Here is a 13,075-nt window from a genome sequence, read left to right on the forward strand (position 1 = left end):
TACGTAGCCGGGGTTTTTTGCGTCTGGGGCTTAGGGTTTAGGCCTTTGGACGTACCGCTACCTTTTAGCGGTTGCGTGTGTTTGCTGTTGCTGCTTATACTCAATTGTATCTTGTCGGTTTTGAGGTTGTCAGTTTGAGTCGCCGTTTTTTGCTTTTATCTCTTTGTGTTTTTTCATTGTTGCCTTTATCCGCTCTAAGGGCGAGTGAGTGCTCTGTGTTAACTGCCGCAGGTAATGTGGAGTATTCCCCTTATTTATGGCGCCAAGGCGGAGATAGCGGAGAAGTTATTGGGGCTAACCGACTGGTAATTGATGAAATAGCTAGACGCTTAGATATTACTATTCAGTTATTAGATGTTGGATCTTGGGCGCGTGCGCAGGAGATGCTGAAGCGAGGGAAGGTAGACTTGATGGCGGGTATTTTTTATACAGAGCCGCGTACTATGTATATGAATTATATTTCCCCAGCTTTTTTTAAGACAGCCAGTGTGGTTTGGCGTAAATCGAATACGCAAGCCTCCTATAATTCCCGAGATGATTTAATCGATTTGCATGGTGTGACTGTCATCAATAATAGTTTTGGGCAGGGTTTTGATGAATATGCGAAAGAAAAGCTGAATCTAACTTATGTTCCCTCTTTAGGGCAGGCCTTTTTAATGCTTGATCGAGGCCGAGCTGATTATGTGCTGTATGAGAAAAATCCAGGTTTAGCTTACGCAGAGTTGCTCGGTTATAAAGGGCACTTTGATGTTCTAGAGCCGCCAATTAGTGCTGAAGGTCTTCATTTGGCAATATCTAAAAAATCAAAATGTAATACGGCCATCTTGAGAAAGCGCTTGGCGCTAGTGATCGCCGATATGCAAACTGAGGGTTTTATGGATCAGGCGCTATCTAAAGGCTTTGAAAACTGGCGCCTCTTTTTGGATTAATGCTGTTCTAAGCGACTCTTAAAAAACAATTTTGTTTAATTATGCCCTTTTCGCAATTGCGGAATAGACAGAAAGCGCCTTTATAGCATAAAATACAGCCGGTTTGCCTATAGCAAACCTTTTGTACAAGTTTCTTAACAAGGAAGCGAGGCTGAATTTCGGTTTGCCTCGCTTTTTTGCACGTATCGTTTCTGATTTTGTTGTTGCACATTTTGCGAGGAGGTTCAATTGGCGAGACCAGCCATTCTTGCTCTTGAAGACGGAAGTATATTCAAGGGCGTAGCCATTGGCGCAGACGGGCAGTCTAGCGGCGAGGTTGTATTTAATACCTCTATGACGGGTTATCAGGAAATTCTGACAGACCCTTCTTATTGTCGTCAGATAGTAACCCTTACTTATCCTCACATAGGTAACACTGGTACCAATACTGAGGATGAAGAGTCGTCTCGTACTTGGGCTGCGGGTTTAGTTATCCGCGATCTCCCTTTGGTTGCGAGTAACTTTCGTAACGAAAAAAACCTAGATGATTATCTGAAAGATAACAATATTGTAGGTATTGCAGACATTGATACACGTCGCTTAACTCGAATACTTCGTGAGAAAGGTTCGTTAAGTGGCTGTATTATGGCCGGTGATATTGATGAGGCTAAGGCGCTTTCTGATGCTAAGTCTTTTCCTGGCTTAAAGGGGATGGATCTTGCTCAGGTTGTTACTACTGAAACAGCTTATGAGTGGAACTCGTCAACTTGGAAACTAGGTTCAGGTCATGCTGATCTTGATCCAAAGTCTCAGCCTTTCCATGTTGTTGCTTATGATTACGGTGTCAAACGCAATATTTTGCGTATGTTGGTTGAGCGCGGTTGTCGTTTAACTGTAGTGCCAGCAAAAACTCCAGCTGCTGATGTCTTAGCTATGAATCCTGATGGTGTGTTTTTGTCTAATGGTCCAGGCGATCCAGAACCATGTGACTACGCTATTGCTGCAATTTCCGAGATCTGTAAAACAGATGTACCTGTTTTTGGGATCTGTTTGGGTCATCAGCTTTTAGCGTTGGCATCAGGTGCTAAAACGGTGAAAATGAAATTTGGTCATCACGGTGCTAACCATCCAGTTCAAGATTTAGATGGTAAGCAGGTAATGATCACATCTCAGAATCATGGTTTTGCGGTTGATGAGGATGCGCTTCCTGCGACGTTACGTGCAACGCATAAGTCATTATTTGATGGCTCTTTGCAAGGTATTGAGCGTACTGACCGTGCGGCGTTTAGTTTTCAGGGGCACCCTGAGGCGAGTCCGGGTCCGCATGATGTCGCGCCTCTGTTTGATCGCTTCATTGCTGATATGAAAGCAGCTAAAGCGTAAGTCATCTATAACCTAGAAATTAGGTTGTTTGAAACGATACAGGGAGGGTGTGAATTGTCCGCCTTCCTCAGCTTCTAACTGATACGACTGGTTTAATACCGATGCCAAAACGTACTGATATAAAAAGTATTTTGATTCTTGGTGCAGGTCCGATTGTAATTGGGCAAGCATGTGAATTTGATTATTCTGGCGCGCAAGCGTGTAAAGCTCTGCGTGAAGAGGGTTATCGAGTTATTCTTGTTAACTCTAACCCCGCTACTATTATGACTGACCCTGCGATGGCTGATTCTACTTATATCGAGCCTATCAATTGGAAAACAGTTGAAAAAATTATAGCGAAAGAACGCCCTGAAGCATTATTGCCTACAATGGGTGGGCAGACCGCTTTGAACTGTGCGCTTGATCTTGAGCGTGAAGGGGTTCTGGAAAAATATGGCGTTGAGATGATCGGCGCTAATGCTGATACTATCGATAAAGCTGAAGACCGCAACCGCTTTGATAAAGCGATGAAAGCTATAGGTCTTGAGTGTCCTCGTGCAGCTATTGCTCATAGTATGGAAGAAGCGCTTCAGGTTCAGGCTCAGCTTGGTTTTCCATGTATTATCCGACCTTCTTTTACTATGGGAGGTACCGGTGGCGGTATCGCTTATAACAAAGAAGAGTTTATCGAGATCTGTGAGCGTGGCTTAGATCTATCTCCAACAACAGAGCTATTGATTGATGAGTCTCTGATTGGTTGGAAAGAGTATGAGATGGAAGTTGTTCGTGATAAAAACGACAACTGCATTATTGTTTGTGCGATTGAAAACTTTGATGCAATGGGTGTACATACAGGCGACTCTATCACTGTTGCGCCAGCACAAACATTGACGGATAAAGAATATCAGATCATGCGTAACGCTTCTTTGGCGGTATTGCGTGAGATTGGTGTTGAGACGGGTGGTTCTAACGTTCAGTTTGGCGTAAACCCAGTTGATGGCCGTATGGTCGTTATCGAGATGAACCCGCGTGTATCTCGTTCATCAGCTTTAGCATCTAAAGCAACCGGTTTCCCGATTGCGAAAGTGGCTGCGAAGCTCGCTATTGGTTACACGCTGGATGAACTACAGAATGATATTACCGGCGGTCGTACACCTGCATCTTTCGAGCCTTCGATTGATTATGTTGTTACTAAGATACCGCGTTTTACCTTTGAGAAATTCCCACAAGCTAATGATCGTCTAACGACTCAAATGAAGTCGGTAGGTGAAGTTATGGCGATAGGCCGTACACAGCAAGAATCACTGCAGAAAGCGTTGCGTGGTTTAGAGGTTGGTGCGACTGGTTTTGACTCTATTATTGATATTGAGAGCGATGATGCTCGCGCCACCATTGTGCGTGAGATGAAAGAGCCGGGTGCTGAGCGTGTCTGGTATCTGGGCGATGCTTTCCGTTTAGGGATGACGGTCGAAGAGCTGTATGAAATTAGCGGTATTGATCCGTGGTTCCTTGTTCAAGTCGAAGATATTATCAAAGACGAGTTACGTGTATCTGAAATCGCGATGACTGATCTAGATAAAGATGCCGTCTTCAAGCTGAAGCGTAAAGGTTTCTCTGATGAGCGTTTGGCTAAGCTGCTTGGCGTATCAGAAAAACAGTTCCGTAAGCACCGTCATAATCTAGATGTTCGTCCTGTTTATAAACGTGTAGATACTTGTGCCGCTGAGTTTGCATCTGATACTGCCTATATGTATTCCACCTACGAAGAAGAGTGTGAAGCTAATCCGACAGACCGTGAGAAAATCATGGTTATCGGTGGCGGTCCTAACCGTATAGGTCAAGGTATCGAATTTGATTACTGCTGTGTTCATGCTGCGCTTGCTGCGCGTGACGATGGCTTTGAAACAATTATGGTTAATTGTAACCCTGAGACTGTTTCAACAGATTATGATACATCTGATCGCTTATTCTTTGAGCCGATCACGCTTGAAGATGTTTTGGAAATTGTACACGTTGAGAAGCCTAAAGGAGTCATTGTTCAGTATGGTGGTCAAACGCCGCTGAAGCTTGCAGTTGCTCTTGAGCAAGCGGGCGTGCCGGTTATTGGTACCTCACCTGAAGCGATTGATCGTGCAGAAGACCGTGAGCAGTTCCAGCAGATGCTTAAGCGTTTAGGTCTTAAGCAGCCTGAGAACGCGACAGTTCGCTCTTTAGAAGAAGCGATTATTGAAGCGGGTAAACTAGGTTATCCTCTGGTTGTTCGTCCATCTTATGTTTTGGGTGGTCGTGCAATGGAAATAGTGTACAAAGAGGAAGAACTACGCCGTTATATGACAACTGCGGTTCAGGTTTCTAATGACGCGCCTGTACTATTGGATCATTTCCTTAATGCGGCTATCGAAATTGATATTGATGCCGTATGTGATGGTGAAACTGTAGTTATCGGTGCAATCATGCAGCATATCGAGCAGGCGGGGGTTCACTCAGGTGACTCTGCATGTTCTTTCCCTCCATACAGTCTCCCGGCTGATGTGCAGGATGATATGCGGGAAATGATTCGTAAAATGGCGCTAGAGCTTGGCGTCGTTGGCTTGATGAATGCGCAGTTAGCTTATCAAGATGGTGAAATTTATGTGATTGAGGTTAACCCTCGTGCATCACGTACTGTGCCATTTGTATCTAAATGTATTGGTGTATCTTTAGCTAAAATTGGCGCTCAAGTGATGACTGGTAAGTCTCTGAAAGAGCTTGGTTTTACTGAAGAAATTGTGCCTAAGCTATTTAATGTCAAGGAAGCTGTTTTCCCATTTAATAAGTTCCAAGGCGTTGACCCAATCTTATCACCAGAGATGAAATCTACGGGTGAAGTGATGGGCGTAGGTGCGACCTTTGGTGAGGCCTTTATGAAGGCTCAGATCGGTGCCGGTGAGACTATGCCGCAAGCGGGTCTGGCATTTATCTCTGTACGTGAAGTCGATAAAGAAGCATCTATGCAGGTTGCCAAAGACCTTGTTGAGCTGGGCTTTTCGCTTGTAGCTACACGGGGTACTGCCGCATTAATGGAAAAACATGGTTTAGAGGCGAAAATTGTCAATAAAGTCATGGAAGGTCGTCCCAATATAGTGGATATGATCAAAAATGACGAAATTGCTTATATTATCAATACGACAGAAGGCCGTAAGGCAATTGAAGACTCTGCTGATATTCGTCGTAGTGCACTCCAGCATAAAGTTCCTTATACAACGACCTTGGCGGGTGCTGAAGCGATTACCATGGCGTTGCAATATGGCGAAGAGAAAGAAGTTCGTCGTATTCAAGACATAGGAGCTTAAGATGATTAGAGTACCGATGACTGCTGCTGGCGAGAAAGCGCTTCGTGCTGAGCTTGAGCAGCTAAAAACAGTTGATCGTCCACGTGTTATTGCTGATATTGCAGAGGCGCGGGAACACGGAGATCTAAAAGAAAATGCTGAATACCACGCGGCCCGTGAACAACAAGGCTTTATTGAGGGGCGTATTCAGGATTTAGAATCTAAGCTGTCAAACTGCCAAGTGATCGATGTTTCAGCGATCCCTGCAACAGGTAAAGTTATTTTTGGTACTACAGTGACAATCATTAATCTCGATACTGAAGAGTCTAAGACTTATCAGATTGTTGGAGATGATGAGGCTGATATCAAAGCGGGTAAAATATCGGTTAATTCCCCGATAGCACGGGGTTTAGTTGGCAAAGAAGAGGGTGATGTCGTTAATATTCAGACGCCGGGTGGTGCGACTGAATTTGAAATTGACGAAGTTGCTCACATCTAAAGCGATAAATAAAAAGGGGTGCCAGTTGGCACCCCTTTTTTGTATATAGATAATTCTTAACGAAGAAGATTGGATAGTTTAGGATTAGGTTCTAACGCTTTTCTGTAGATGAGCGCTATATGTCCAATTTCTTGTATGAGTTCTGCTTCAACGATTGAGCATAGTTCGCGTATAATGAGTTTCTTTGTATCTCGATCACCAACAGCAAACTTTACTTTGATTAATTCGTGATCTTCTAGAGCGCGATCGACCTCAAGTTGAACTGCTTCAGTTAAGCCTTTACCTGCTACAGTAACAACAGGGTTTAGTTTGTGACCAAGAGTGCGATAATGCTTCTTTTGCTCAGGATTCAAGCTCATATTAAAATACGCTGCCTTAAAGTGTTTTGATGAGCTTAGAGCTCAGAAAAGATAATATAACAATTTTACAACAGTTGTTCGCAGCTTAGTAGCGTACAACGCTTAAATCAGAGAGCAAGTGGTTAGTGGCGAAATCAGCAAGCAGTGAGCGTTGGCTAAAAGAACATTTTGATGATCACTATGTGAAACAAGCAAAAGAGCATGGTTATCGCTCCCGTGCGAGTTTCAAGCTTATTGAGCTTGATACAAAAGATAAATTATTCAAACCCGGCATGACTGTTGTGGACTTAGGTGCGGCCCCAGGTGGCTGGTCTCAAGTGGCGGCAGAGCGTGTTGGTGATCGGGGGCGAGTGGTTGCGTCTGATATATTGCCTATGGATGGAATGTCGGGAGTTGAGTTCGTGCAGGGTGATTTTACAGAGGAAGCTGTTTTGCAACAGATACTTTCTGCTTTAGGAGATGAACCGGCAGACCTTGTAATTTCAGATATGGCCCCCAATATGAGTGGTATGTCAGCAGTTGATCAGCCTGCGGCTATGTATTTGGTGGAGTTAGCCTTAGATATGGCGCGTGAGGTACTTAAGCCCGGCGGAAATTTTGTCGCTAAAGTATTTCAAGGCGAAGGTTTTGATCAGTATTTGCAAGATATGCGTACAAGTTTTAATAAAGTGGTCACCCGTAAGCCTGATTCTTCTCGTGCTCGGTCACGAGAAGTGTATTTATTAGGTAAAGGTTTTAAAGGGTAGGCCGTGTTTTAGTGGTCAAGTGTGGCCGCATAGTATAGTGTTTAGCGTCTCCAAGTAGAGCGCCAAGCTTAATCAGCAAATTGAGGGTATTCCATTGAATGATATGGCGAAAAATCTGGTTTTGTGGCTAGTGATCGCAGCGGTATTGCTGACAGTATTTAATAACTTTAATGAAAGTGCGGAATCTAAACGTCTTAGCTATTCTGAATTTGTTTCAGAAGTGAAAGCCGGAAGTGTAGAAAAAGTCATTATTGACGGTTATACAATCCAAGGGCACCGTAGTAATGGTGAGACATTTGAGACAACGCGACCAGCGTTGCAGGATCCTAAACTTGTTGATGACCTGTTTGCGAATGATGTAGTTATTGAGGGTAAACAACCAGAACAGCAGAGCATTTGGACTCAGCTGTTAGTTGCTTCCTTCCCTATATTAGTCATTATCGCTGTATTTATGTTCTTTATGCGTCAGATGCAAGGGGGTGGCGGTAAAGGCGGCCCTATGTCGTTTGGTAAATCCAAAGCGCGGATGATGGGTGAAGATCAGATTCAGACTACATTTGATGACGTGGCCGGTGTTGAAGAAGCGAAAGAGGATGTCCGTGAGTTAGTTGATTTTCTTCGTGATCCAGGTAAATTTCAGCGTCTTGGCGGTCATATTCCCCGTGGTGTACTTATGTCGGGTAGCCCCGGTACAGGTAAAACCCTATTGGCGAAAGCGATAGCGGGCGAAGCAAAAGTACCTTTCTTTACCATCTCAGGTTCTGATTTTGTTGAGATGTTTGTAGGTGTAGGTGCATCCCGTGTTCGTGATATGTTTGAGCAAGCGAAAAAGAACGCACCTTGTATTATCTTTATAGATGAGATCGATGCTGTTGGTCGTCACCGTGGTGTAGGCATGGGCGGCGGTAATGATGAGCGAGAGCAAACATTAAACCAGTTGTTAGTTGAAATGGATGGCTTTGAAGGTAATGAAGGCATTATTGTTATCGCGGCAACTAACCGACCTGATGTGTTGGATCCAGCATTATTACGTCCAGGACGTTTTGATAGGCAGGTACATGTAGGTCTTCCAGATATTCGTGGTAGAGAGAAAATCCTTAAAGTGCATATGCGGAAAGTGCCTTTAGGAGATGACGTAAAACCTGAGCTGATTGCCCGTGGTACGCCTGGTTTCTCTGGTGCTGATTTGGCAAATTTGGTCAATGAAGCCGCTCTTTTTGCCGCACGAGGCGGTAAACGTACCGTTAGAATGGAACAGTTTGAAAAAGCAAAAGACAAAATCATGATGGGCGCCGAGCGTAAATCGATGGTGATGTCTGAGAAGGAACGCTTGAATACAGCGTACCATGAAGCGGGGCACGCGATTGTTGGTCGTTTAATGCCTGAACATGATCCTGTATACAAAGTGTCCATTATTCCTCGTGGTCGTGCCTTAGGTGTGACTATGTTTTTGCCTTTGGAAGATCGCTATAGTCATAGCCGTCAGTCGATTATGTCCAACATCTGTTCGTTATATGGTGGTCGAATTGCTGAGGAGATGACCTTAGGTAAAGATGGTGTGACTACAGGTGCTTCTAACGATATACAGAGAGCGACTTCTTTTGCTCGGAGTATGGTTGCGAAGTGGGGTTTGACCGATGAGATGGGGCCTCTGCTATATGATGAGGAAGAGTCTGATCCGTTTAACCGTGGCTATGGTCAAGGCGCTAAACCGCTTGCTGAGGAAACTCAACGTAAAATCGATATGGAAACCCGTAAGATTATCGATGAATGTTACAAGCGTGCTGAGAAGATCCTCGTAGATAATCGCGATATTCTTGAGTCTATGTGCGCTGCACTTATGAAGTATGAAACTATTGATAGTAGTCAGATAGATGAGTTGATGGAGCGTAAGCCTGTTTCTCCGCCTGAAGGTTGGGTTGAGGGTGATGACAGTGAAGGTGATAAGCCTGCTGCATCGGCAGATGAGTCGACTAAACCATCCGCCGATGAAGTGGATATGAATGAAGGTGATGAGGGCGTTGATCCAGATGTGCCTGATTCATCAGATAAAAATATTCACTAATTATCAGGTGGATTGAAAGATAAAAGGCTAGCTTTGTAACGAAGCTGGCCTTTTTTAATATGTTAAACAACCAGAATAAGGCAGATACTATGCGTGAATTTCAGTTTGGCACGCGTACCTTAGATTTATCATACACGCATGTGATGGGTATTCTTAATGTCACGCCTGATTCGTTTTCCGATGGCGGAGTGTTGCATAACGGCGGTTCAGTTCAGTTAGATAAAATTCTAATTCAAGCTGAAAAAATGATCGGTGATGGCGCAACCATTTTGGATATTGGTGGTGAGTCAACGAGGCCTGGTGCTGTACCTGTATCGCTTCAGGAGGAAAAAGAGCGAGTGTTGCCGGTCATCGAGAAGATAGCCCAAGAGTTTGATGTGGTTATCTCTATCGATACCAGCGCTCCTGAACTCATAACAGAGGCGGCCAAGTTAGGCGCAGGACTGATTAACGATGTTCGTGCTTTAGGGCGAGAGGGGGCCTTAGAAGCGGCCTCTAGCACAGACTTACCTGTTTGCCTGATGCATATGTTGGGAAGTCCTGCGACTATGCAGGATCGTCCAGAGTATGCTGATGTTTTGGATGATGTCAGCGATTTCTTTGCCGAGCGTGTTTTGGCTTGTGAAGCTTCAGGTATAGCTAAAGAGCGCCTTATTCTTGATCCAGGTTTTGGTTTTGGTAAAACCGTGGAGCATAATCTAAGGCTGATGAATAATATATCTCAATTGCATGCATTTGGGTTGCCTTTGTTGATCGGTACTTCTCGTAAATCGATGCTGGGTGCGGTGTTAAATCGAGAAGTTGACCAGCGTTTGGCCGGTGGTTTAGCTACTGTTGTTATGTCGGTGATGCAAGGCGCCGCCATTGTTCGAGTGCATGATGTTAAAGAAACTGCGGATGCAGTAAAAATGACCCGCGCCGTTATGGCTGAAGCGGTTATTAAATAGAGGGAAGAAGATGACAAAGCGCTATTTTGGGACTGACGGTATTCGCGGTAGGGTTGGGCAGTTTCCAGTGACGCCAGACTTTGTTCTGAAGTTGGGTTGGGCGGCAGGTAAGGTCTTTGCTCGAGAGGGTTATAGTAAAATTTTGATCGGCAAAGATACGCGTATTTCCGGTTATATGTTTGAATCTGCTTTAGAGGCAGGTTTGTCTGCGGCGGGTGTGGATGTGCTGTTAACAGGCCCAATGCCTACACCGGCCGTCGCTTACTTAGCAAGAACCTTTCGTGCGGATGCGGGGATTGTGATTAGTGCGTCTCATAATCCTTTTTATGATAACGGCATTAAATTCTTCTCATCTGAAGGGACAAAGCTACCTGATGATGTTGAGCAAGCGATAGAAGCGCAAATGGATATAGCGATGACGACAGTGGATTCGTCTGAGCTGGGTAAAGCAAAAAGGATTGTTGATGCCGCTGGACGCTATATTGAATTTTGTAAAGCTACAGCGGGAGGCATCTCGCTAAAAGGATTAAAAATCATTTTAGACTGCGCAAATGGCGCAACTTACCATGTGGCTCCTTCTGTATTTACTGAATTAGGTGCAAAGGTTATTGAGATCGCATCCTCTCCAGATGGTTTGAATATAAATGAAAACTGTGGTGCTACAGAAACTGAACGTTTACGTACCGTTGTGTTGGCTGAAAAAGCGGATTTAGGTATAGCGTTGGATGGCGATGGTGATCGCGTCATCATGGTGGATCAGGATGGGCAGGAGGTTGATGGCGATGAGCTGTTATTTATTATCGCTGCCCAGATGCGCCGCGAAGGTGTATTCACCGGTGGCGTTGTCGGAACATTGATGAGTAATTTTGGACTCGAGCAGGCGTTCGTGCGTGAGAATATTCCATTTATCAGAGCAAGTGTAGGCGATCGTTATGTCATGGAGCAGTTGTACCTGAATGACTGGATTTTAGGTGGAGAAAGCTCCGGACATATTGTTTGTCGTCACCTGACAACGACTGGAGATGGAACTGTTGCTGCGTTACAAGTACTAAAAGCTATTGTTGAAACCGGTAAAACTTTGGCCGAGCTGCGTCATGGTATGACTAAAATGCCGCAAGTGATGATTAACGTGCGAGTGGCTCAAAAAGTTAATATTAATGAGATTGACAGTATTCAGCAGGCTGTTGTCAATGCAGAGAAAAAACTCGGCGAGCGGGGACGCATTTTGTTGCGCCCTTCGGGTACAGAGCCTTTGGTTCGAGTCATGGTTGAAGGGGAAGATGCGGATGAAGTGGCTAATCTCTGTCAACAGCTCGCGACCGATGTTGAAAAAGCCTTGATGGAGCTTGAAACTTAAGTGTAAGCCAGTTAATATTTGCGCCTCTTGAAATAGGGGGTATTAATGCGCAGAGCTTTAGTTGCCGGAAACTGGAAGATGAATGGCCGAACTGACTTCATTAATAAATTAATGAATGAGTTAGTTTCTGGTATTCAAACTTCAGCCGTTGATGTGCTAGTGTGTCCGCCTGCGATATACCTATCCCAAGTGAAGTCGCTGTCAGGTTCGTTCATTGCTGTGGGTGCACAGAATGTGAGCGAAAACCCAGACGGGGCTTTTACGGGCGAAATTTCACTGCCGATGTTGAGTGACTTAGGATGTGAGTATGTGATCCTAGGACATTCGGAACGTCGCAGTCTGTATGCAGAAACTGATTTAGTGGTTGCTGATAAGTTTATCGCAACAGTGGCTGCAGGGTTAAAGCCTATTCTTTGTGTAGGTGAAACTCTTGAAGAACGAGAGCAAGGTAAGACACTTGATGTTGTTGGACGTCAGTTAAAGGCAGTAATTGATGCTGCTGGAATTGATAAGTTTGCGGATGCTGTTATTGCCTATGAGCCTGTATGGGCAATAGGTACAGGTAAAACCGCGACATCTGAACAAGCGCAAGATGTACATGCTGCAATTCGCGCAATGATCGCAGAGTATGATGCAAAAACTGCATCAGCTACCCGTATCTTATACGGTGGTAGTGTCAATGCGGGAAATGCTGCAGAGTTGTTCGCGAACGATGACGTTGATGGAGGGCTAGTAGGTGGAGCCTCTCTTAAAGCAAATGATTTTATTGCCATCTGCCATGCGGCAGGTGCATAAATAGACGGTTAAACAATGGAAACAGTAGTTCTGATTATTCATGTGTTGTTAGCAGCGGCTGTAATTGGTCTGATTTTGCTGCAACAGGGCAAAGGCGCTGAAGCAGGTGCCTCTTTCGGTGCAGGCGCTTCCCAGACTGTTTTCGGTAGTACGGGTAGTGGTAACTTTCTGTCTCGTATGACGGGTATTGTTGCTGCAGGCATTTTTGTAACAAGCTTTATCTTAGCTATCTATGCTAAAGAGAAAGCAGAATCTATTGGTGACGCGGGAATCCCAGCAGCTACGGTTGTTGAGAGTCAAGCCCCTGCGCTACCTGCTGAGCCTCAGCTTCCTGCTTTGGAAGAGGAAGGAAAGGTTGTAGCGCCTGTTGAGTCAGATATTCCAAAAGCTGACTAATGGGTCGTAAAGGTTTGATGCCCAAGTGGTGGAATTGGTAGACACGCTACCTTGAGGGGGTAGTGGCCGTCAGGCCGTGCCGGTTCAAGTCCGGCCTTGGGCACCATTAATCTTGATTAAGGTCGCTGGTACATATACAATTTGCACCAGTTTTGATGCGGGGTGGAGCAGCTTGGTAGCTCGTCGGGCTCATAACCCGAAGGTCGTTGGTTCAAATCCAGCCCCCGCTACCAACCTTATTTAGCGTAAGGCCCCTTTTTAGGGGCTTTTTCGTCAGTGAATTACAGTATAAGAATATCTATACTGTAGGTCGGGAATGGGTCATTAGAC

11 protein-coding genes and 2 tRNA genes are annotated in these 13,075 nt (G+C 44.9%); 12 read left to right on the top strand and 1 reads right to left on the bottom strand.

The window, feature by feature from the left end:
* The first annotated feature begins 134 nt into the window (after positions 1-134).
* From Q4486_RS13725 to greA, 4 genes are all read left to right on the top strand, one after another.
* The gene (locus tag Q4486_RS13725) at positions 135-929 is read left to right on the top strand and encodes an ABC transporter substrate-binding protein (RefSeq protein WP_303519814.1); all 795 of its coding nucleotides are present in this window, start codon (positions 135-137) and stop codon (positions 927-929) included.
* A 228-nt stretch (positions 930-1,157) separates the two neighbouring features.
* Positions 1,158-2,291, top strand: coding sequence for a glutamine-hydrolyzing carbamoyl-phosphate synthase small subunit (carA, locus tag Q4486_RS13730; RefSeq protein WP_303419194.1), 1,134 nt, complete (start codon positions 1,158-1,160; stop codon positions 2,289-2,291).
* 101 nt (positions 2,292-2,392) lie between these two features.
* Positions 2,393-5,602 carry a carbamoyl-phosphate synthase large subunit gene (gene carB / locus Q4486_RS13735; RefSeq protein WP_303519815.1) on the top strand — a complete coding sequence of 1,070 codons (3,210 nt, stop codon included), beginning with the start codon at positions 2,393-2,395 and terminating at the stop codon, positions 5,600-5,602.
* A gap of 1 nt (position 5,603) precedes the next feature.
* On the top strand, positions 5,604-6,080 hold the full coding sequence (gene greA / locus Q4486_RS13740) for a transcription elongation factor GreA (RefSeq protein WP_303419200.1): 477 nt from the start codon (positions 5,604-5,606) through the stop codon (positions 6,078-6,080).
* 56 nt (positions 6,081-6,136) lie between these two features.
* On the opposite strand, the gene Q4486_RS13745 is transcribed toward greA, so the two are convergent.
* Positions 6,137-6,439 carry a YhbY family RNA-binding protein gene (locus tag Q4486_RS13745; RefSeq protein ID WP_067868174.1) on the bottom strand — a complete coding sequence of 101 codons (303 nt, stop codon included), beginning with the start codon at positions 6,437-6,439 and terminating at the stop codon, positions 6,137-6,139.
* Between the two features lie 125 nt (positions 6,440-6,564).
* Here Q4486_RS13745 and rlmE point away from each other — a divergent pair, with 125 nt between their 5' ends.
* The 8 genes from rlmE (at position 6,565) to Q4486_RS13785 (ending at position 12,978) form a co-directional block, all read left to right on the top strand.
* Complete coding sequence (gene rlmE / locus Q4486_RS13750; RefSeq protein WP_303419204.1) at positions 6,565-7,185, top strand: 23S rRNA (uridine(2552)-2'-O)-methyltransferase RlmE; 621 nt, start codon at positions 6,565-6,567, stop codon at positions 7,183-7,185.
* Positions 7,186-7,288: 103 nt separating this feature from the next.
* The gene (gene ftsH / locus Q4486_RS13755) at positions 7,289-9,250 is read left to right on the top strand and encodes an ATP-dependent zinc metalloprotease FtsH (protein WP_303519816.1); all 1,962 of its coding nucleotides are present in this window, start codon (positions 7,289-7,291) and stop codon (positions 9,248-9,250) included.
* 89 nt (positions 9,251-9,339) lie between these two features.
* Positions 9,340-10,197 (top strand): dihydropteroate synthase, encoded by an 858-nt coding sequence (folP, locus tag Q4486_RS13760; RefSeq protein WP_303519818.1) that lies wholly within the window; start codon positions 9,340-9,342, stop codon positions 10,195-10,197.
* A 10-nt stretch (positions 10,198-10,207) separates the two neighbouring features.
* Positions 10,208-11,554 carry a phosphoglucosamine mutase gene (gene glmM, locus Q4486_RS13765; protein ID WP_303519819.1) on the top strand — a complete coding sequence of 449 codons (1,347 nt, stop codon included), beginning with the start codon at positions 10,208-10,210 and terminating at the stop codon, positions 11,552-11,554.
* Between the two features lie 45 nt (positions 11,555-11,599).
* Positions 11,600-12,349, top strand: coding sequence for a triose-phosphate isomerase (gene tpiA, locus Q4486_RS13770; protein WP_303419214.1), 750 nt, complete (start codon positions 11,600-11,602; stop codon positions 12,347-12,349).
* Between the two features lie 15 nt (positions 12,350-12,364).
* Positions 12,365-12,745 carry a preprotein translocase subunit SecG gene (gene secG / locus Q4486_RS13775; protein WP_303519820.1) on the top strand — a complete coding sequence of 127 codons (381 nt, stop codon included), beginning with the start codon at positions 12,365-12,367 and terminating at the stop codon, positions 12,743-12,745.
* A gap of 19 nt (positions 12,746-12,764) precedes the next feature.
* Positions 12,765-12,851, top strand: a tRNA-Leu gene (locus tag Q4486_RS13780).
* A 50-nt stretch (positions 12,852-12,901) separates the two neighbouring features.
* Positions 12,902-12,978, top strand: a tRNA-Met gene (locus tag Q4486_RS13785).
* Positions 12,979-13,075: the final 97 nt, after the last annotated feature.

Origin of the sequence: Neptuniibacter sp. 2_MG-2023 (genome assembly GCF_030547495.1) — a bacterium.
Classification (GTDB): domain Bacteria; phylum Pseudomonadota; class Gammaproteobacteria; order Pseudomonadales; family Balneatricaceae; genus Neptuniibacter.